This is a genomic window from Thiohalocapsa sp. ML1 (assembly GCF_001469165.1).
Classification (GTDB): Bacteria; Pseudomonadota; Gammaproteobacteria; order Chromatiales; family Chromatiaceae; genus Thiohalocapsa.
Window position 1 is genome coordinate 50,387 of the sequence record NZ_JABX01000033.1, and the last position, 20,387, is coordinate 70,773.

20 protein-coding genes are annotated in these 20,387 nt (G+C 68.9%); 9 read left to right on the forward strand and 11 right to left on the reverse strand.

Features of this window, described 5'->3' with window-relative positions:
• Positions 1-21: 21 nt before the first annotated feature.
• Together pufB (ML01_RS18850) and ML01_RS18855 are read right to left on the reverse strand one after the other, a co-directional pair.
• Positions 22-168: a light-harvesting antenna LH1, beta subunit gene (gene pufB / locus ML01_RS18850; protein ID WP_058556941.1), complete on the reverse strand. Its 147-nt coding sequence runs from the start codon at positions 166-168 to the stop codon at positions 22-24.
• Positions 169-571: 403 nt separating this feature from the next.
• Positions 572-2,488, reverse strand: a complete 1,917-nt coding sequence (locus ML01_RS18855; RefSeq protein ID WP_058556942.1) for an FAD-dependent oxidoreductase — start codon at positions 2,486-2,488, stop codon at positions 572-574.
• A gap of 334 nt (positions 2,489-2,822) precedes the next feature.
• Between ML01_RS18855 and crtY the strand changes: the two genes are divergently transcribed.
• Positions 2,823-4,004 (forward strand): lycopene beta-cyclase CrtY, encoded by a 1,182-nt coding sequence (crtY, locus tag ML01_RS18860; protein WP_058556943.1) that lies wholly within the window; start codon positions 2,823-2,825, stop codon positions 4,002-4,004.
• Between the two features lie 204 nt (positions 4,005-4,208).
• Here crtY and pufA read toward each other — a convergent pair whose 3' ends face one another.
• The 3 genes from pufA to ML01_RS18875 form a co-directional block, all read right to left on the reverse strand.
• Positions 4,209-4,463, reverse strand: coding sequence for a light-harvesting antenna LH1, alpha subunit (pufA, locus tag ML01_RS18865; protein WP_058556944.1), 255 nt, complete (start codon positions 4,461-4,463; stop codon positions 4,209-4,211).
• Positions 4,464-4,489: 26 nt separating this feature from the next.
• Complete coding sequence (gene pufB / locus ML01_RS18870) at positions 4,490-4,633, reverse strand: light-harvesting antenna LH1, beta subunit (protein ID WP_058556945.1); 144 nt, start codon at positions 4,631-4,633, stop codon at positions 4,490-4,492.
• 222 nt (positions 4,634-4,855) lie between these two features.
• On the reverse strand, positions 4,856-5,302 hold the full coding sequence (locus ML01_RS18875) for a hypothetical protein (RefSeq protein ID WP_058556946.1): 447 nt from the start codon (positions 5,300-5,302) through the stop codon (positions 4,856-4,858).
• 225 nt (positions 5,303-5,527) lie between these two features.
• On the opposite strand from ML01_RS18875, the gene crtD (ML01_RS18880) reads away from it, so the two are divergent.
• The 5 genes from crtD (ML01_RS18880) to ML01_RS18900 all read left to right on the forward strand — a co-directional run bounded on the left by crtD (ML01_RS18880) (position 5,528) and on the right by ML01_RS18900 (position 11,209).
• Positions 5,528-7,027: a 1-hydroxycarotenoid 3,4-desaturase CrtD gene (gene crtD, locus ML01_RS18880; protein ID WP_082674437.1), complete on the forward strand. Its 1,500-nt coding sequence runs from the start codon at positions 5,528-5,530 to the stop codon at positions 7,025-7,027.
• Positions 7,028-7,131: 104 nt separating this feature from the next.
• Positions 7,132-8,616 (forward strand): 1-hydroxycarotenoid 3,4-desaturase CrtD, encoded by a 1,485-nt coding sequence (crtD, locus tag ML01_RS18885; protein WP_058556947.1) that lies wholly within the window; start codon positions 7,132-7,134, stop codon positions 8,614-8,616.
• 65 nt (positions 8,617-8,681) lie between these two features.
• Positions 8,682-9,530 (forward strand): carotenoid 1,2-hydratase, encoded by an 849-nt coding sequence (locus tag ML01_RS18890; protein ID WP_254045314.1) that lies wholly within the window; start codon positions 8,682-8,684, stop codon positions 9,528-9,530.
• A 166-nt stretch (positions 9,531-9,696) separates the two neighbouring features.
• Positions 9,697-10,014 carry a hypothetical protein gene (locus ML01_RS18895; RefSeq protein WP_058556948.1) on the forward strand — a complete coding sequence of 106 codons (318 nt, stop codon included), beginning with the start codon at positions 9,697-9,699 and terminating at the stop codon, positions 10,012-10,014.
• A 196-nt stretch (positions 10,015-10,210) separates the two neighbouring features.
• Positions 10,211-11,209, forward strand: a complete 999-nt coding sequence (locus ML01_RS18900) for a hypothetical protein (protein WP_058556949.1) — start codon at positions 10,211-10,213, stop codon at positions 11,207-11,209.
• Between the two features lie 60 nt (positions 11,210-11,269).
• Here the strand turns inward: ML01_RS18900 and ML01_RS18905 are convergent, their stop codons facing one another.
• The gene (locus ML01_RS18905; protein ID WP_156427846.1) at positions 11,270-11,641 is read right to left on the reverse strand and encodes a hypothetical protein; all 372 of its coding nucleotides are present in this window, start codon (positions 11,639-11,641) and stop codon (positions 11,270-11,272) included.
• Between the two features lie 274 nt (positions 11,642-11,915).
• Here ML01_RS18905 and ML01_RS18910 point away from each other — a divergent pair, with 274 nt between their 5' ends.
• Positions 11,916-13,601, forward strand: a complete 1,686-nt coding sequence (locus tag ML01_RS18910) for a sulfotransferase (RefSeq protein WP_058556951.1) — start codon at positions 11,916-11,918, stop codon at positions 13,599-13,601.
• 128 nt (positions 13,602-13,729) lie between these two features.
• On the opposite strand, the gene ML01_RS18915 is transcribed toward ML01_RS18910, so the two are convergent.
• Entirely contained in the window at positions 13,730-15,283 is a 1,554-nt protein-coding gene (locus ML01_RS18915) for an ATP-binding protein (protein WP_058556962.1), read from the reverse strand.
• Positions 15,284-15,466: 183 nt separating this feature from the next.
• Between ML01_RS18915 and ML01_RS30750 the strand changes: the two genes are divergently transcribed.
• Both ML01_RS30750 and ML01_RS18925 read left to right on the forward strand, forming a co-directional pair.
• Complete coding sequence (locus ML01_RS30750) at positions 15,467-15,958, forward strand: DUF4258 domain-containing protein (RefSeq protein ID WP_254045315.1); 492 nt, start codon at positions 15,467-15,469, stop codon at positions 15,956-15,958.
• Entirely contained in the window at positions 15,958-16,158 is a 201-nt protein-coding gene (locus tag ML01_RS18925) for a DUF2283 domain-containing protein (RefSeq protein ID WP_058556952.1), read from the forward strand. The genes ML01_RS30750 and ML01_RS18925 overlap by 1 nt, the downstream gene beginning before the upstream one ends.
• Before the next feature lie 74 nt (positions 16,159-16,232).
• Here ML01_RS18925 and ML01_RS18930 read toward each other — a convergent pair whose 3' ends face one another.
• From ML01_RS18930 to ML01_RS18945, 4 genes are all read right to left on the reverse strand, one after another.
• Positions 16,233-16,679 carry a PEP-CTERM sorting domain-containing protein gene (locus ML01_RS18930; protein ID WP_156427847.1) on the reverse strand — a complete coding sequence of 149 codons (447 nt, stop codon included), beginning with the start codon at positions 16,677-16,679 and terminating at the stop codon, positions 16,233-16,235.
• Between the two features lie 88 nt (positions 16,680-16,767).
• A complete protein-coding gene (locus tag ML01_RS18935; protein WP_058556954.1) occupies positions 16,768-18,555 on the reverse strand; it encodes a hybrid sensor histidine kinase/response regulator in 1,788 nt (595 codons plus the stop codon).
• Between the two features lie 167 nt (positions 18,556-18,722).
• A complete protein-coding gene (locus tag ML01_RS18940) occupies positions 18,723-19,349 on the reverse strand; it encodes a response regulator transcription factor (RefSeq protein ID WP_058556955.1) in 627 nt (208 codons plus the stop codon).
• A gap of 151 nt (positions 19,350-19,500) precedes the next feature.
• Positions 19,501-20,387 (reverse strand): transketolase C-terminal domain-containing protein (locus ML01_RS18945; RefSeq protein WP_305825883.1); only part of this gene is annotated, 887 nt, incomplete at its 5' end.

The window sequence follows — 20,387 nt, forward strand, 5'->3', positions numbered from 1 at the left end:
GCGTTCGGAATCGAATCGCGATCAGAACCAGGGCTGGTAGACCCAGGTGACCACATGCACGACAGTGGCGATCATGACCCAGCTCCACGTGCCATGCTTCCAATGCTCGTGGAATTCCTTCGCTTGCGCGTCGGTGAGGCCCGACAGGTTCTTGGTGGGTTCGGCCATCTGAATAACCTCCAGCTAAGGGATTGGTACGAGTGCCGCCCGGCGTTTTCGAACGGACCACTCCTAAGCGTGGAAGGCGCTGTCTTCTCGCCGTCGAATCCGGGCAACCCCGGGGCGATGCGCGATCCACGGGTGTTAGTGTAACCTGACAGTCGCAGGTGTCAAGATCGATTTACAGATTATTCTTGTGGTCGCCCGCGGCAGTCGTCGCCGCCGCGCGCGCGCGCCGCATCGAGCGGGGCGCTGACCGCTGTTTCGTCGGTCTTTGGCTTGACTCCGACACGCAGCACCGTGTCGACAAGACGCCTTCGCGCGCGTCCGGGCGCTGCCCGCGCGCGGAGCCGCGCGCGTCGGTTCCGGCCGGGCTTGGCAGTCGGCAGTCGGCAGTCGGCAGTCGGCAGCATCAGAGGACCAGCGGTCCGGTCAGGTCCACCGTTGGAATCGGATTCTCGCGCAGCCCTTCGGCAGCGAGCACCCGATTGGCCGCGATGCGCCCGGTCATCGTGGCCGCCTCCATCAGATTCGCGGGCACCTCCAGCCGCACGAAGTCGCCCGCGAGAAACAGGTTCGGCAGCCCGGTGTCGATGCCCGGCCTCCCGGCGTAGTCGCCCGGAGCCCAGCGCGGAAAGTTCTGCTGCATCGTGTAGATGTCATACAGGACAGTGGCGCCCTGCAACTGTGGGATCAGGTCATCGAGCTCCGCGCGCATGACGCGCTTGATCTCGGCCTCGTCGATGACGTTCTCGGGCTCGACGGCGTAGGCGTGCAGCTCGATGACGGAGCCCTTGTGGCGGCGGCCCCAGTCCTCGTAGGCCGGCTGCATCTGCGAGTAGATGGCGATGGAGTCCGTGTAGCGCCAGCCGCTCACGGTGTAGAAGGGCACGGCCATGGGCGGGCACTCGCGGTCCAGCCACAGCCGCCAGACGATATAGGGGTCGGCGACGCCCAGATTCGCAACGCCGGTGCCAAACGCCTCCTGCGGGCCTTGCTGCCCGAGCCCCGAGCGGCCCACGATCTCCTGCAGCCCCGGCACGTCGCAGGCGAGCACGAAATAATCCGCCGTGAGCTCCGGCGTGTTTTGCTGCGCCCGCGGCATCAGCGCGACTTGCGTGCCGCCGTCCGCGACGGCGTCGAGCGCCACCAGCGGCACCACCGTGGGGCCTGCCGTCGGGCTCCCATCGGCGTCGTACTTGGCGCCGTGGCAGGGACAGGCGAAGCCGCCGGTGGCTGCATCGAGCCCCACCGGGCAGCCCATGTGCGTGCAGCGCCCGGACAGGGCCCGGTAGCCCCCGTCCGCCTCGCGCCGCGCGTAGAACAGGTTCGTGCCTTGCCAGAACGCCGTCCAATCGGTGCCGATGTCGGCGGCGGGCACGCTGAGCGGTGCGTCCTGGATATCGCCCGGACGCTTCATGACGAGTTTCTCGATGCGCCCGTCGCGCAGCACGAGTCGATCCGCCTCGACGCCGGTGATGACGCGCCCGCCGAGCGCGTGGAGCTGCTGCGTCATCGGCGTGACCACGGACGTCATCGCGTCGTCGATGGTCTGGTCGTATCCCATGCCGTCCGGGTTGCCGAGGAAGAAGAAGTGGAAGAACTTCATGCCCTCGGCCGTCGAGTAGCGGTGGAACTGGTTGAACGAGGTGTGCGCGAAAGGCTCGATGATGGTGTCCACCATCGGCTGGTTGACCCGCTTGCAGAAGGTCTTGAAATCGACGTCGTCGAAGCGCGCAAAGGTGCGCTCGGGATCGTAGCGCATCAGCTCGTAAAGCCGGCCGAAGGGATTGTTGAAATCCAGGATCGAGACGGACCGCGCCTGGTTCACGACGGCGAAGAGGTTGAACGGAAAGATCGTCGTCGTGTTCGTGAAGCTCTCCGTCCCCTTGGCCGGGTCCTTGAAGATAACGGGATAGTCCAGCACCGGTTTGAAGTTCCCGCCGAGGCCCATCTCCTCCAGCAGCCCTTTCAGGTTGTAGTACTGGTTGAAAAAGCCGTGAAAGCCATGTTCCATGGCCATGATTTCGCCGTTGACATCCACGTTCCAACCGGTGAGGCGGCCGCCCAGATTGTCCGCACGCTCCACCAGCGTGACATCGAAGCCGCGCTTCAGGAGCTCGTAGCTCGCCGCGATGCCGGCGAGCCCACCGCCCACAACGACGACACGCTTCTTCACGGACGGACTCAACGGCAGCGCATCATTGTCCGCGGCAGCAAAGGGCAGCACCCCGCGGCGCGGCTGAATGGCGGAGAGTCCGGCGGCCCCCAACGCGGTACCGGCCGCGGCGGCGAGGCCCAGATTGCGGATGAAGTGACGACGTTGCATAGGCTTGAGTCCTTGACTGGGAGACGGCGCCGCAGCGGCGGCGCGGAACGCGAGCCGGGGCCGCCGCCCGCGCAACCACCCCTGCTCATCGCAGCAGTTTAAGCCGCGCTAGGTCACTGACGCGCTGACAGCCATCAAACACGACGACCCGGACCGGCCAGCACCTGGTGCAGCTAGGCGCAACCTTGATGGCGAGCAAGCAACCGGTACGGATCAGCCCATCGGCCGCCGGCACCGCCGCGGATCGGCACTATTGCCATGGTAGGCTTGCGGTGACGTCGCGCCACCCTTACTCGGCCTACCATTCCACCGCTCAGCGCTCCCGGAGCCCCACATGACCACAGCATCGCCCGCCTTGGACGTCGACTATCTGCTCGTCGGCGGTGGCCTGCAGAACGCCCTGATCCTCCTCGCGCTGGCCGCGCGTAAACCCCGGGCGTCGGTACTGTTGCTGGAACAGGGCGAAGTCATCGGCGGCAACCACATCTGGTCGTTTCAGACACTGGATCTGCCGAATTCCGCGCTGGATTGGGCGCGCCCTCTCATCGAGTACGAATGGCCCGGCTATCAGCTCTACTTCGACGACGCGGCGCGCTGGGTGAAGGGGGCCTACCGCTCCTTGAGCTCCGAGCACCTGCACCGGCTCGTGATGGACGCGGCGGCCGCGTCGCCGTGCATTGAGGTCAGGCTCGGCAGCGCCGTGACAGCCGTGCACGGCGATGTCGCGATCCTTGCCGATGGCGCGCGGCTGCGCGGGCAGGTGGTCGTCGACGCCCGCGGCCCCGAAGCGGCGCAACCCATGGGGCGGGGGCGATTCAGCGGGGGCTATCAGAAGTTCGTGGGGCTTGAGTGCCTGCTCACCACACCGACGAACCTAAACACACCGATCCTGATGGACAGCCGCTGCGCGCAGCGCGACGGCTTTCGCTTTCATTACATCCTGCCGTTCGCGCCGGATCGGGTTCTCATCGAAGATACCTATTTCTCCGACGCGCCCGAGTTGGATGTACCGGCACTCAGCGACGGCATCGTTGCCGACGCCGCGGGCCTCGGGCTCGCCGTCGCCGAGGTGCTGCGCACCGAGGCGGGCGTGCTGCCAATGCCGGCCCGGAGCCATTTCCGCGCGGCGATGACGAACCCAATCATCGGCGGCTATGCCGGCGGCTGGTTCAATCCGGGCACGGGCTACTCGCTGGCGGCGGCCGTGCGCCTCGCCGAGCACCTATCCTCGGTGCCGGTCGGCGATACCTTTGGGCCGCAATGGCGCCGCCTCATCCGCGGCATGGGTATCCAGGCGCGTTTCCTCGCGTTTCTGAATCTGTTGATGTTCGGATTCTTTCATGGTCCGAAACGCCAACGCCTGATGCAGCGCTTCTATCTGGCTTCGGACCCGGTCATCCACCGCTTTTTCGCGATGCGAAACAACCCCGTCGACATGTGGCGGATCATGTATGTCGGCGCCCCATGGACGCCGAAGGGCTGGGCCAAGCGCGCAACGCACTCGGCGGCGAGTTGATTCTCATCGTGTCTGGATAGAAGGCGGCGGCGCTCGCGGGCTCCCGCTCGCTTGAGCGTGCTCGAAACACAGCCGGATCGACGCAGTATCTGCGACCACGCACAAACACAGCCCGCAGCCCAGCGCGAGAAGCGCTGGGTTACGGGCCGATCCAGCCGGGCCGCACCGCGAAACGGTGGCGGCGCGGCCGGGACGCCGGAGTCCTTACTGGACCTGCGCGATCTGCGCTTGCGGAAGCGTCTCCACGACGGCCGCGGTCTTCACCTGCACGCTGTCCTTGAAGCCGTAGCCCGGCAAGCTCAGCGCATAGGAGTGGACCATCCACATCTGGATGAACAGGATGAAGAAGAACGGAACCATCCAGGTCGCCGGGTTGATCACGGTCCAGATCTTCCAGTCTTCTTCCGGGTGCTCGGGCTGCGCGACGGAGGGGTCGGCCATCAAATACGGGACTTTCATCGATTTTCTCCTAGTCGATCAGAGCTTCAGAACCAGGGCTGGTAGACCCAGGTGACCACGTGCACGACCGTAGCGATCATGACCCAGCTCCACGTGCCATGCTTCCAATGCTCGTGGAATTCTTTCGCTTGCTCGTCGGTGAGACCCGACAGATTCTTGGATTCGGCCATCGAAATAACCTCCGGTTACGGAACGTCAGTTCGGCACATGAGCGTGCCGCCAAGGCCTGCCGCCGGAGAAGCCAGTGGTTTAGCCCGAAGGCGTTTGACCAACCCGACGACGTGGCACAGGTGTTAGTCTAACCTGACAGCATCAGGTGTCAAGAGTGATTTACAGATTTTCTTGTGTGAATTTGCATGACACCGCACCAGCGTCCCCGCGGCGCCCGGCCCTCACCAAGCGTTGAACCACCATTTGGCCAGGAAGACGGCCGTGACGAACAGCAGCAACGCCGTCCCGCCGACCTTGCCGAAGAACAGCGCGTTGCCGAACATCGCTCGCCAGACGCCGGCGATGGCCTCAACGCCGCCATCCATGGCTCTCGCGCCTAGGACACCGGATGTGCCCGCGTCGGCGCCGCTCTCGGCGGGAGCCGGGTTCGACGCCGACTCCACACGCGGCTCAGCGGCGACGAGCGCATAAGGTTCCGTGCGGGTCACCTTGAAGAACTCGATCTCGGACTCGGCGCCCGCCTTCTCGATCACGACGAACTCGGTGTCCGCCGGCAGGCGCTTATCCTCGGCGAACATCAGCGCGAAGTCCTGCATGTCCTCGGACTCGCCTAGGTACTCCCATGCCTTGATCTTCTCCGGCCAGGTTCGTCTTGCCGCATAGCGCATAGCTCGCTCCTCTTGTACGTGTTGGAAACCTCGAAATTGCCCGACGGACTGCGTCGGCAGCGCCCGGCCGTGCCGCCCCGCAGCGGGCGCGTCTGGCGGAAGCGACGGGGTTGCTTGCTCCCCGTCAGTGGGCACCGCGACGACTGTCGTGTAGTCTAGACATGATTGGGTGTCTCAGAGAATAGACACTCCACGAAAGGCTAACGCAAGCAGGTTCAAGACGACATGCCCGGGCTCAACAATCGCGTGATCATCATCGGTGCCGGCATGGGGGGCCTCTGCGCCGCGCTGAAGCTGGCACTGGCCGGCGTCGAGGTGACTGTGCTGGAGGGCGGACACCGCCCGGGCGGCAAGCTGCGCGAGCAACATCAGGGCGATCAGTCCTTCTATACCGGCCCCACGGTGCTGACCATGCCCTGGGTGTTCGAAGAAATCTTTGCCGAGGCCGGCACCAGCTTCCGTGAGCGGGTGACGCTGCACAGCCCGGACATCCTGGCGCGCCATGCCTGGAGCCGGGACGAGCGCCTTGACCTGTTCGGCGACCACGAGCGCTCCGCGCAGGCCATCGCCGAGTTCGCGGGGCCCACGGAAGCGGACGGCTTCCGTCGCTTCGCAGCCCATGCCAAGCGCGTCTACGAGGCCCTCGACCATCCCTTCATCCGCTCCCCGCAGCCAACCCCCATCACGATCTTCGCGCGCTTCGGCTGGAGCGGCCTAAGCGAGCTCATGCGCATCAAGGCCATCTTCACGCTCTGGCAGGCGCTCGGTCAGTACTTTAAGGACCCGCGCCTAAAGCAGCTCTTCGGCCGCTATGCGACCTATGTCGGCGCCTCGCCGTACCGCGCACCGGCGACGCTGATGCTGGTGGCGGACGTCGAAAGCCGCGGCGTGTTCGCCGTCGAGAGCGGTATCCACCGTCTGCCCGAGGCCCTGGCGGCGCTCGCCGAGGAGAAGGGCGTCACCTTTCGCTACGGCGCCCGGGTCCAGGAGATCGTGGTGGAACGCGGCAGCGCGCGCGGCGTGCTGCTCGCGGATGGAGAACGCCTCGACGCCGATGCAGTCATCTGCAACGCCGACGCCGCAGCCCTCGGCGCGGGCCTGTTCGGCGAGCAGGTGCGCGACGCCGTGGCGCCCATCCCGGCCGCGAAACGCTCGCACTCGGTCGTCACCTGGAACCTGGTCGCGCGGCCCGAGGGCTTCCCGATGCAGTTTCACAACGTCTTTTTCCCGCCTGACTATCGGGCGGAGTTTAAGGCCGTATTCGACGACCTCCGCCTGCCGCGGGATCCGACCGTCTACATCTGCGCCCAGGATCGCGGTAACCCCAATGCCGCGCCGCCGAGCGCGCCGGAACGGCTCCTGCTCGTGGTCAACGCACCCGCCCGCGGCGACACCGAGAGCATCCCCGAGGCCGAGATCCGCCGCTGCGAGTCGAGCGTCATGGCCCTGCTCGATCACTGCGGCCTCACCCTCGCCGACAGCCGAGAGATCGCCGTAACCACGCCGGCCCATTTCGAGCAGGCCTACCCCGCTTCCGGCGGGGCCGTGTTCGGCCGGGTCAACCACGGCTGGTGGGGCTCCTTCGACCGGCCCGGCACCGTCACCAAGGTGCCGGGCCTGTACACCGCGGGCGGCAGCGTGCACCCGGGACCGGGCATCCCGATGGCGTCCATTTCCGGGCGCCTGGCCGCGGACAAGGTGCTCGCCGACCTGGGGGTAACCTGAGCAGCTAAGCCGTTGCGTGTCCATCTCCGCCGCGAAGCCGGCCTCGACGCAACAGGCCGGAACGCCTGATCGCGCCCGCCAACGCCACTGCCCTGCCGCGTGCCATGGCTGAACATCACGTCATTGTCATCGGAGCGGGCATGGGCGGCCTCGCCGCGACGCTCCGCCTCACCGCCCGCGGGGTGCGCGTCACGCTCCTGGAGCGCAGCCGCAATCCCGGCGGCAAAATGCGCGAGGTCGCCGTGAACGGTGCGCTGGTGGACTCGGGCCCCACCGTCGTCACGATGCGCAACGTCTTCGAGGACCTGTTCGACGCCGCCGGCAGCTCGCTCGCAGACCACGTGACGCTGCGCCCGGCGGAGATCCTCGCCCGCCACGCCTGGAGCGCCGACCAGCGCTTGGATCTCTTCGCCGACATCAAGCGCTCCGTGGATGCCATCGGCGACTTCGCGGGCGCACGGCAAGCAGCACTGTTCCGCGACTTCTGCGCTCGCTCCAGCGAGATGTACCGCACGCTGGAACGCGCCTTCATCCACGAGGCCACGCCGACGCCCCTGTCGCTGGTGCTGGACGCGGGGCTGATCCCCGTCGCGCGGCTCAAGCCCTACTCGACGTTGTGGGACGACCTCGGGCGTTTCTTTCCCGACCCGCGCCTACGCCAACTGTTCGGTCGCTATGCCACTTACGTGGGCTCCTCGCCGTTTCGCGCGCCGCCGACGCTCGCTATCGTCGCCCACGTGGAGCTAGGCGGCGTCTGGATGGTTGAGGGCGGCATCCAGCGGCTGCCCGCCGCCTGCGCGACGCTGGCGGCCGCGCAGGGCGTCACCGTCCGTTACGGCTGCACCGTGGCCGAGGTGGAGGTAAAGCACGGTCGCGCGGTCGGCGTGCGCCTTGCCGACGGCGAGCGCATCGCCGCGGACGCCGTGCTCTGCAACGCCGACAGCGCAGCGCTGGCCGCCGGGCGCTTCGGCCGCAAGCCGCGCCGCGCCGTGCCCCGACACGGCGTCAAGGCACGCTCGTTGTCGGCGGTGACGTTCAGCGTCAATGCGCCTGCCTCGGGCTTCCCGCTGGTGCGCCACAATGTCTTCTTCAGCAGCGACTACGCCGCGGAGTTCGACGCCATCTTCCGCCGGGGCCGACTGCCCGAGGAGCCGACGGTCTATGTCTGCGCCCAGGACCGCGCTGACGACAGCGCTGCGCCGAACGGCCCCGAGCGCCTGTTGTGCTTGGTCAACGCCCCGCCGCGGGGCGACATTCAACCCTTCGAGCCCGGAGAGATCGAGCAATGCGAGGAGAACACCTTCAACCTCCTGGCCCGTTGCGGCCTGCAGGTGGACCTGACGTCGGCGCGCCGCGTCATCACCACGCCGATGGCGTTCGAGCGCCTGTTCCCGGCGACGGGGGGAGCACTCTACGGGCGCACAACCCATGGCTGGCAGGGTCCGTTCCGCCGCCCGGGGGCGCGCTCGAAGGTGCCGCGCCTGTATCTGGCGGGGGGCAGCGTGCATCCGGGACCGGGGGTGCCGATGGCGGCGATCTCCGGGCGCATGGCCGCGGAAGCGATCCTCGCGGACCTGAGCTCGACCTGAACGTCCCGCCCCGGGGCTACGCTTGGTGGTACGTCGACGCCCTGAGCGACGACGGCAGGCACGGGTTGACGCTCATCGCCTTCATCGGCAGCGTCTTCTCGCCCTACTATTTCAAGGGTCGCCGCCGGGGAAGCGACGACCCGCGTGAGTACGTGTCGCTGAATGTTTGCCTATACGGCAGCGAACGCCGCTGGACCATGACCGAGCGGCGGGCCACGTCGCTGGCGCAGACCCCATCCACACTCACCATCGGCCCGAGCCGGCTGCACTGGGACGAGCGTGACGGGCTGACCATCGCCATCGACGAGATCGGCACCCCCGTTCCACAACGGGTGCGCGGGCGCGTCCATCTGACGCCGCACTTCGTCAACGAGCGCGTCTTTACGCTCGACGAGGCCGCTCGCCACCGCTGGCGCCCGGTGGCACCGAGCGCGCGGGTGGAGGTTGAGCTGCAAAAGCCGGAGCTGCGCTGGAGCGGCCACGCCTACTTCGACCGTAATTGGGGCGACGAGCCCATCGAGGACGGCTTCGTCTACTGGGACTGGTCGCGCGCGGCGATGGGCAAGGAGGAGAGCGCCATTCTCTACAACATGGACCGCCGCCACGCCGGCGCGAAATCCCTCGCACTGCGCTTCTCGCCGCAGGGGGTCGAGGAGTTCGAGTCGCCGCCCAATCACCGCCTGCCGCGCACGCCCATCTGGCAGGTGCCGCGCGGCAGCCAAGCAGACGCAGGGTGCCCGCCCAAGGTCGCGAAGACCCTCGAGGACACGCCCTTCTATTCCCGCTCGGTCATCGACACCCACCTCCTCGGCCAACGGCTGACGGCAGTGCACGAGAGCCTGGCGCTGGACCGCTTCCGCTCGCCCATCGTCCAGCACATGCTGCCCTACCGGATGCCTCGGCGGCGCCGGTGAGCGCGGGTGGAGAGGTCGTGAAGAAATCCAGCGACCTACTGCAGGCGCCTGTGGGCGCGCCCGGCGGCGTTGCGCAGCGCCCGAGTTGCGATCAGGCCGGGCACGCCCGGAGACGCCCTCGCGACGGCCGGCGAATTTTTCACAACCTCTGAGAGGCGTCCCGCCCATGGCCAACCCCGCCGCCGAGCTCGGCGCGCTGTTCGCCCAGGCGCTCGGCTCCGGCCTCGTCGTCGACCTGATCATGCTCTTGGTGCTGGCGGAGGCCCTGCTGCTCTGGTGGCTTCGGCGGCGGTTCCGCAGAGGTCCGGGGCTCGGCCCGGTCTGGCCGACGCTGGTTTCCGGCGTGCTGCTGCTCTTAGTGGCCCGCGCCGCGCTCACCGGTGCCACCTGGCAGAGCATCGCGCTGCTGCTGGCGCTCGCGGGGCTCTCCCACCTCTTGGATCTCGTGCTGCGGGCGCGTCGACGAGACCGCGCTTCAGCCTGACCGAGGCAGCCGCCGCGCCCGGCGACTTGGCCCCGGCCTGCCGGCGCGATGGCCGGTGCCGTGTTGCGGAGCTCCCAGGCCCCCGTCCGTTGTCGTTGTCGGCGCCCGACAACGACAGCGACCAGGGACAGGCTCGGAGCATCATCTGCGCCGCTGCACTAGACTCGGGGCTAGCGAGCCCTAGCCCGGAGCCCTCATGGAACCGACGACACCCTGGCGCGCACAGGCCGACGCACTGGTACAGGCGGCCACGCTGGCGCCGTCGAGCCACAATACCCAGCCGTGGCGTTTTTGCGTCACGCCGACGGCCGTTGCGCTCTACGCGGATCGGACCCGCGCGCTGCCCAGCAACGACCCCGCCGATCGCGAGCTGACCATCAGTTGCGGCGCCGCGCTGCTGAACCTGCGCGTCGCCGCCGCCCGCGCCGGCATGGGCAGCCGCATCACGCTATGCCCGACGGCGGCGGAGCCGGACCTGCTGGCGCGGCTGTCGGTGGCCGAGCGCGAGCCTGCCGACCCCGCGCTGGCGGCGCTGGCCGACGCGCTGCCGGCCCGGCACACGCACCGCGCGGCCATGGCGGAGCGCCACGTCGAGAGACCGCTCATCCACCGGCTCGCCGAGGCCGCGGCGGCGGAGCACGTCCGGCTGGAGCCCCTGCTCAACGATGAGCAACGCGCCGCCGCGGCACGGCTCGTGGTGCGGGGCGACCGCGCGCAGTGGTCCGACCCACTCTGGCGGCGAGAGCTCGCCGCCTGGATGCGGCCGCGCCAAGCCGGCGACGGCCTCACGGTGCCCCGCCTAGCGGCGCCCATCATCCGGCTCGTGATCCGGCGCCTGGACCTCGGCCAGCGCGTCGCGGCGGAGAACCGGCGCCTGGTGGAGACCGCGCCGCTCCTGGCGCTGCTCAGCACCGGCGGCGACGGCGTGACGGACTGGCTCGCCGCGGGTCAGGGCCTACAACGGCTGCTGCTCACGGCCTGCCGGGCAGGGCTAAAAGCGTCCTACCTGAACCAGCCGGTCCAGGTGCCGCGACTGCGCACGGAGCTGAGGCACCTGTTCGGCGTCGGTGCACCGCAACTGTTGCTGCGGCTGGGCTATCCGTCGGCGGGCAGCGGCGCCAAGGCGGCGCCCCGGCGCGGCGTGGCCGCGGTGACGGCGCCCGATACCGCTGCATGCCGTGGCGCGGTTGCATAGGCGCCCGGCGGCCGGCGGCCGCAGGGGACACACGCCCGGAGACCGGCGCGCACGGCCCCGTCAGCCGCCCGGCGTCTCCACGTCGAAGCCCACCACCCGGCGCTGCTCGCGGCTGAATTCGACGCCGATGAGGTGGATCGGCTGGCCGCTGCCGCGGTGGCGATCGGCATAGCCCTTGTCCTCGAAGGCCGCAGGATGGGTAGAGCGCAGCGAAACCCATCCCGCCCCCTCGGCATAGCCCTTGTCCCCGAGTCTCCTGCTGCCGGTCGCGGCGACCGGGGAAAAGGGGTTGGCGGTTCTGTCTCGGAGGCGCGCGGGTGGGCGATGCCTCGATTCCGGCGACAGGATTACCACCACAACGCGCCCGGCGAAATTGCACGAAAGTTGTACGCGGCCGGTTGATTGCAGCCGAATCAATGGGTTACTGGTCAAATTTTTTTCCCGCGGGCTGCCCGTCATACCGACCCGGCCGCGCGCAGCCGGCGATGCGGCGTGGCGACAAAAGTATCTCTCGCAACTCGTTGATCGGCCGATCGATTTCCGCCGCGTACAACTTTCGTGCAATTTACTGACCGGCACCGGGCTGGTAGAACCGCCGCTGGCGGCTCCTAGACCCCTGCGCCCTTTTCTCTTGACGGTTTCTTGCTGTGAACAAGGTCCACCCCATGGCGTTCACGTCGCCTCTGCAGCATCGCTTGCGCCTTAGATGAAGCCACCCACCAACCCCGCCGCCCTGCTCGCCCGCGCCGAGCAACTGCGCACCGCCGGTCGGCTGCCGGAGGCCGAGGCCGCCTGCCGGCAGGTGCTCGCGACGCATCCGGACACGGCCGGCGCCTGGCAGACCCTGGCGCTGATCGCCCACCAGGTCGGCAAGGCCGAGCAGGCCGCGGAGCTGATGGCCAAGGCGGTCGCCGCCGCCCCGGCGCAGGCGAGCCTGCGGCGCAACCTCTGCGAGATGCTGCGCCGGCTCGGGCGCCTGCCCGAGGCCATTGTCGAGGGCCGCACGGCCACCCGGCTGGCACCGGACGACGCGGTGGGCTGGTACAACTTAGGCATCGCGCTCGACGACGCCGGCGATCTGCCCGGCGCCCGCGACGCCTACGCGCGCGCCGTCGCGCTCGACCCGCGCCACAACCTGGCCTGGAACAACTACGGCAGCACGCTGAACCGCTCCGGCGAGGAGGACGCCGCGCTGGAGGCCTATCTCTGCGCCGCCGCCATCGACCCGGCCCACGCCGAGGCGCAGAACAATGCCGCGGCCATCCTCATCGACCGCGGCGAGCTGGATGAGGCCCGCCGGCGGCTGCGGCTTGCCATCGACGCCCGCCCGGACTTCCTGGAGGCGCACCAGAACCTCTCGACGCTGACCGAGTACAGCGCGGACGACCCGCACTACGGCTTTCTGGAGACCGAGCTGGTGCGCCGCAACGCGCTGACCGCGGAGCAGCGGCTGCGGCTCTTGTTCGCGCTGGGCAAAGCGCGCGACGACCTGGGCCTGCACCGGCTCGCGCTCATCGCCTGGCACGAGGCGAATCGGCTCAAGCGCGCGAGCATCCACTACGACGAGGCCCGCGCCGAGCGCCTGGTCGAGGCCCTGAGCGCGCCGTTTGCGGCGGGCGACTTCCCGCCGCCGCCGGACGACGCCGACCCGACCCCGGTGTTCATCGTCGGCATGCCCCGCTCCGGCACCACGCTCATCGAGCAGGTGCTGTGCAGCCACCCGGACGTACACGGGGCCGGCGAGCTGAAGGACTTCCACGCCGTGCTCGCGGCCCACCCCAAAGTCGGCCCGATGCCGGAGGCCGCGGACTGGCTGCCGCGACTCACCGACGCCGATTACGGCGAGATCGGCGCGGCCTATCTGCAACGGCTGCGCGGCCACCATGCCACGGCACTGCGGATCACGGACAAGATGCCGGGCAACTGGCACTACCTGGGCCTCATCTGCCGCGCCCTGCCCGGGGCGCGCATCGTCCACAGCATGCGCGACCCCATGGACAGCTGCCTGTCCAACTACACCCGGCTGTTCAGCGACACCATGGAGTTCGCCTACGACTTGGGCGAGCTGGGCCGCTACTACAACCGCTACATCGGCGCCATGCGGCACTGGCAGCGGGTGCTGCCGCCGGGGCGCGTGCTGCACCTGCCCTACGAATCCATGGTGGCGGACCTGCCCGCGCGCGCCCGGGCGCTGATCGCCCACAGCGGCCTGCCTTGGGACGACGCCTGCCTGCGCTTCTACGAGAACCGCCGCCCGGTGCGCACCGCCAGCGTCGCCCAGGTGCGCCGGCCCATCTATGCCGGCTCGGTGCAGCGCTCGCGCGCCTACGGCGACGAACTGAAGCACCTTCGCGACATCGTCGGCGACAGCTATCCGCACGGCTTGGCCTGACGCGGGCGGACAGCGAAAAAAAGCCTCATTGGCTCGCGACACCGCTCCGGCGGTGTCGCGCATCGCCGGGCGCTCCGCGCCCCGCGGCGGCGAGGCCCACGCGCAGGCGATTGGCGGGCAAAGGCAGCTCAGCCGTGGAGCGTCTCCACGTCGAAGCCCACCACCCGGCGCTGCTCGCGGCTGAATTCGACGCCGATGAGGTGGATCGGCTGGCCGCTGCCGATGTACCGATCCGCGTAGCCCCGTTCCTTGAGCTGCGCCAGCGCGCCGCCGTCCGCGGCCAGTTCGACGACCTTGAACTCGAACAGGTACACCTGCCCGTTGAAGCGCAGCGCCATGTCCAGGCGCCCGGCGTTGCTGGACTCCTCCGGGGTCAGGTCCAGGCCTAAGCTCGCGAAGTAGGCGTAGAAGACGCTGGCGTAATAGCCCTCGTACCTGGCAATGGGGTTGTTGCGGTACCAGTCGTGCGGGATGCTGGCGAAGAACGCGGTGAACAGCGCCTCCATGCCGGCGAAGTCGTTGGCCAGCAGCAGCTCGCCTAAGCGCTGCTTCTGGCGCAGCACCGCCTGCGCGTCGGCGGTCCAGGCTTGGAGCAGGCTGTTGGTCAGGCCCTGGTAGACCTCGCGGTTCGGGTAGCGCAGCCGGTAGCGGTACTCGCCGAAGATCTCCTCCTCGCGGTCGATGGTCAGGTAGCCGGTCTGCCACAGCAGCGCCTCGGTGCTGATGTGGCCGACGTCGAAGGCGGAGAGCAGCGCGGCGTCGGCCTGCAATTGGCCGAGCTGCGGCAGCCAGGTCTGGCGCTCGGTGAGCACGTCGATCAGGAAGGTCGGCGTGGCGGTTTCGAACCACCAGGCGCGGAACTTGCGCTCTTGCAACAGCAGCAGCACGCCGAACGGGTTGTAAACGGCCTCCCCGGTCCAGTTGTAGCCGTTGTACCAGGCGCGGATCAGATCGCGATCGAGTCCCGCCAGCTCCGGTGCAAAGACCTGATCGAGATCGGCCTCGGTATAGCCGCAAATCGCCGAATACTCCGCCGAGACGGTGATGTCGCGCAGGTTGTTCAGCCCCGAGAACAGGCTGACCTTGCTGAACTTCGACACCCCGGTCAGGAACGCGAAGCGGATGTGGGCGTCGTTGTCCTTGATGACGGAATACAGGTTGCGCAGCCCGTCGCGGGCTTCGCGGGCGATGTCCGGCCGGGTCAGATTGTCGAGGATCGGCTTGTCGTACTCGTCCACCAGCACGACGACGCGCTCGCCGTGCTCGGCATGGGCGCGGGCGATCAGCTCGGCGAAGCAGCCCACGGGGTCCTCCGGGTCGCGACAGGGGAGACCCAAGCGCTCGGCGTTGTCGTGCAGCAGCGCCCGGATGCGCCGGTCCAGCTCGGCGCGGCTCTGCACGACGCCCCCGCCGAAGCTCAGCCGAATGACCGGAAAGCGCCGGCCCCAGTCCCAGCGCGCGTGGGCTTCGAGCCCCTGAAACAGCCCCTCGTTGCCGCTGAACAGCTCGGCGAGCGTGTCCAGGAACAGCGACTTGCCGAAGCGCCGCGGGCGCGACAGGAAGTAGTGCGTGCCCTCCTCGATCAGCCGCAGCGCGAAACCGGTCTTATCGACGTAATAGCAGTCGTCTTCGCGGATCTTGCGAAAGGTCTGGATGCCGATGGGCAGGCGCTTGCGGGGCATGGCGGCGGCTCGGGGTGCGGCGGCGATGGGCGCAGTGTAGCGCGCCCCGCCCACCGGCAACGCGGGCGCGGCCGTGGCATCGCCGGCCCTGCCATGCACAGCGCCGGCTCGCTTGATGCGGCCGTGCATTGATCGTGACGACGCTCCAGCGTCGTCACGCATCCCCGGGCGCTCCAGCGCCCAGTGGCGAAGGACGCCGACCCCGGCGGCCCGCCACCGGCCACGCGCCGCTGGAGCGGCGCCGGGTGCGTCACGGCGCTGGAGCGCCGTGACGATCAAACTGACCCCAGGACCCCTGCCCGCCGCCGAGGATTGCCCGGGCAGTCGTACCTCGATGCAAGGGCTACAATGGCGGAACATCTGCACGTCCTTAGCAGCGACAACAGCCGGCAATTCTGCGACCGCATGAGTGAGAGCTTCCACAGCGCGCGCTTCGCCAAGCGCGTTTCGCTGACCAACCACGCCATCGAGGCCATGGCCAAGCGGCATGTCACCTTGGCCGAGGTCAAAATACTCATCGAGCAGGGTTCTATTCGAGAGAAGGGCCATGGGCACGCATGGATTTCTCACCATTTTCCGGCACGCGGCGACAATCTCGTCTGCGCCGCGGTCGTCGTCGGTGACACACTCATCGTCAAGACCATCATGGTCGATTGGCAACAGAGGCAACCGTAATGAAGATCGTGTACTACGAGGAAGACGACATCCTCTTCATGGAGCTCGCCAAGGGCGAGATCGTCCGCGACGAATCCTCGAGCTGGAACGTCAACATCGGCTACACGGCCGACGGCATCGGCGAGATCACCATCCTGGATGCGCAGAAGAGCGGCGTCTATCCGTTGCAGATCGAGCGCGTGCTGGCCGATGCGGCCTGAGGGGGCTTCCGGCCGCTCCGCGGCCGGCGATGCGTCACACCGCGGAGCGGTGTGACGAGAGACGGGAGTTGGACTCAGGCCGCGCTTCGCGGGCGCCGCCGCCGTACCGCGGCAAGGACCAGACCGCCCGCCGCGAGCAGGCCGAGACTGGCGGGCGCCGGCGCCTGGGCCTCGGCGACGACCAGCTGCAGCCCATTCAGGTTAGCCTCGCTGGTGTGGCGCACGTAATCGAAGCTCAACACGCCGGACGCGTCTGACATGACGTCCAGCCGCAGGTAGTTCTGCCCGAGGATGAAGGTGTTGGCGTTGGCGTCCGCAGGGTCGGTGATCACCGTGCTGCCACCGGCCGGTGTCAGTGCCATCCGGCGCCCGTTCGCGCCCGAGTCGTCCTGCGTGTAGACATACAGCTCGTGCTCGGCGTTCGCCGGCCAAACCGAGCACCGCGGCGAAATTGCACGAAAGTTGTACGCGAACAAAAGAGGCATACCCATCAATCGGTTACGAATACGGTTTTGTTTCAATCCGTGACCGCCGTCACAGCCTGATGCTGATCGAGAGGGCGCCCGGCGGCCCGCGACGCGCACCGGCCGCCGCGTGCGGCGCGCGCGTCTATCGGTACCGATCAACGGCCGGCAACAACGCCAGCAGCCCCGCGCGCAGACGCCCCGGCGCGACGGGCTTGTGCAGGACCGGCGGGAAGCCCGGCAGCGGGGGCGGGTCGCCCTCGACCCGTCCGGTGACCAGTAGGGCCGGAAGCCGCCGACCGAGCTGCCGTTCCAGCGCTTTGATCACGGCGGGCGCCGTCTCGCCGCCGCGCAGCTCCAGGTCGGCGAGCACGAGCCGCGGCGTGAAGCCGTCCAGGGTGGCCAGAGCCGAGGCGGTGTCGTGGGCGGTGCGCGGGCGGAAGCCCCAGGCGGCGAGTTGCAGGTGCAGGGCGTCCGCGAGCTGACCGTCGTCCTCCAGGATCAGGACCTCGGTGCCGGGCACAGCGGGCAGGTCGGGGACGGCGGACGCGGACACGGGCGGCTCGGCAGCCGGCGCCCTGTCCGCCGCCGGCTGTTCCAGGTGCAGCGTGAAGCGGCAGCCGCGGCCCGCGGTGGACTCGAGGGTGATGCGGCAGCCCATCAGCGCGCACAGGCGCCGGACGATGGCGAGCCCGAGCCCGACACCGCGCGCGCGATTGCGCTCCGGGTTGCCGACCTGATACAGCTCGTCGAAGACGCGCGCCTGGTGCTCCGCGGGGATGCCGCGGCCGTTGTCCAGGACCTCGATGCGCAAGCGCCGTTGTGCCGCCGCGCGCCCTGCCCCGCCGTTGCGCCGGCCGTCGCCGCGGCGCACGCCGAGCAGGATGGTCCCCGGCCGGCCCATGTGCGCGATGGCGTTGACGACGAGGTTGCTCAGCACCCGCTCCAGGTGGCGCGGGTCCACGAAGGCCTGCTGCGAGGTCTCGACGCGGCGAAGCTCAATGTCCCGCTCTGCCGCCAGCTCGCCATAGCGCTGCTCGATGCGCCGCAGCAGGTCGTCGAGATCGATCCAGCGCGGCTCGGGCTGGAGCCGACCGGAATCGAGCCTGGCGATGTCGGCCAGGGGTGCGAGCAACTGCGTCAGGCCCTCGATGGCCTCGCCCATCTTGTGCAGCAGGGCCTGCTGCCGCGGCTCGGTGAGCTCCGCGCCGAGCACGCCCTGGAACAGCTTGAGCGCCTGGATGGGCTGGCGCAGGTCGTGGCTCGCGGCGCTGAAGAACTGCTGCTTGTCGCGGTTGGCCCGCGCCACCCGCGCCTGTTCCAGCTTCAGCTCCGCCACCAGGCGGCGGTTCTCGTGGGCCTGCTCCACGGCGCCGAGATAGATGCGGTGGACGACGCGGGCGAACAGCAAGGCGCCGAGCACCAGGATCACGGCGCCGACGCCGATCCAGCGGAACAGCGGGCCGCCGACCCAGAAGGCGTAGGCAATCACCGGCAGGGCGCAGGCGAGCAGCCCGACGTTGGTGATCAGTGCATGCAGCGGGGTGGAGACGGCGTAGACGAAGAAGGCCGCGGAGGTGATGACGTTGAGCAGGATGATGCTGGCGAGGTTGCCGGGGTCCATGAACACCGGCCAGGACAGGCCCCAGCCCAGGCCCGAGAGCACGGTCAGCGGCAGCTCGATGCGGCGCTCCCACACGGCCTCAATGGGGCCGAAGTCGCGCCGGTAGCGCAGCGACAGCAGCACCCAGGCGAGGCACAGGCCGGCCTGCCAGGCGAACCAGGCGTTGGCGGCCAGCGTGCTGGTGCCGGACGCGTGGCCCAAGGCGCCGTAGATCAGCAGGCTGGTGGCGGCGGTGAGGGCGGCGACGGGCAGGTAGCCGTCGATGGCCGCGCGCATCTGCTCTTGCCGCAGGGTTTTGGAATCGAGCATTGCCACAGGACAGTAGGCCTCGTGCGGCTGCACCGAGCCCTTCACAGCAAGGGCCGAGGGCCAACGAGCGTGTCGCCGTTGTCGTCGTTGTCCTCGTAGTCGTAATCGATGACGACCGCGATGACGACAACGACAACGAAGCCAAACGGGCGCACCTCAGCGAAGCCCTAATACCGGGTCAACAGGCCGACCGCACGGGCGATGGCGACGGCTTCGACGCGGTTGCCGGCGCCGAGCTTCCGGCAGATGTTCAAGACGTGGCGCTTGGCCGTGTGCTCCGTGAAGCCGAGGGTCTCGGCGATCTCGCGGTTCGTCGCGCCGGCAGCGAGCCGTTCCACGATCTCCATCTGCCGCGGGGTCAGGCGAGCGGCCGGCTCCGTGTCGGCGAAAGCCGGTGCCGGCCCCTCCGGCGGCGGAAACACCGTGTCACCGCTCAGCACCCGGCGCAGGATCGCGACAATCTCCGGCACAGCGACGGTCTTGACCACGTAGGCGCGCACCCCGGCCTCCGCGGCGATCTGCACGTGCGCCGGCTGGGCGGATGCGGACAGGATGCAGACGGGCGTGTCAGGCACCGCGCCCAGGAGCCCGCGCAGCTCGAACTCCCAGGCGCGGCGGCGCGGCATGAACAGGTCCAGTAGAATCAGGTCGAACCGCAGGGCTTCGATGCAACGATGCACCCCGGCCCAGGTGTCGCACTGGGCGATGCGGCAAGCCGGAAAGCCCGTGGCGAGGGCGGCGGCGAGCCCCTCGCGGAGCAGGGCGTGATCGTCCGCGATCAGGATGTCGAGCATGGCGGGGCCGGCTTCGGCTCTGCTATCGAACCCCCAGCAGTATCGTGCTCACGGCAACGCGAGTGAATGCGCTGCAACAAGCAGTCGCTCCGTAGCCGCCATTCCCTTCGCCCCTGCCCCCTCGCGCTCGCCCCGGCGCCCGCCCTGCTCGTCAAACCGCCTGCATGCTGCGCCGCTTGAGCCGCTCCGGCTCCACATCCAGCGCAGCCATCTCCGCGCGCACCGTCTGCTCGATGCCGGCGGCGTCGAGGCCGCAGACGGCGAGCTGCTCGTCGTGGCCGCCCTGCTCGACGCAGACGTCGGGCAGGCCTAGGTGCAGCACGTGCACGGTGACGCCGTGCTCGGCGAGCAGCTCCGACACCGCCGAGCCGGCGCCGCCGGCGATGGCGTTCTCTTCGATGGTGACCAAGAGCCGGTGGCGGTCGGCGAGTGCGAGGATCAGTGCCTCATCAAGGGGCTTGACGAAGCGCATGTTGGCGACGGTGAGGCCGAGCTTGCGCCCGACCTTGAGGGCGGCGTCGAGGCGGCTGCCGAAGGCGAGCAGCGCGGCGTCCTGGCCTTGTAGGCGCAGCTCGCCCTGGCCGATGGGGAGGGGGCCTTGGCGCTTGTCGATGGCGACGCCGGGGCCGTTGCCGCGGGGGTAGCGGACGATGGCGGGGCCGGGGTACTGGTAGGCGGTGTCCAACAGCCGGCGGCAGTCCTGCTCGTCGGCGGGGGCGGCGATGATGAGGTTGGGCAGGGGGCGGGCGTAGCTCAAGTCGAAGCTGCCGGCGTGCGTTGCGCCGTCGGCGCCGACGAGCCCGGCGCGGTCCACGGCGAAGGTGACGTCGAGGTTCTGCAGGCAGACGTCGTGCACCAGTTGGTCGTAGGCGCGCTGCAGGAAGGTTGAGTAGATGGCCACCACGGGTTTGAGGCCTTCGCAGGCCATGCCGGCGGCGAGGGTGACGGCGTGCTGCTCGGCGATGCCGACGTCGAAGTAGCGATCAGGTTGCTGCTCGGAGAATCTGACCAGGCCGGAGCCTTCGCGCATGGCGGGGG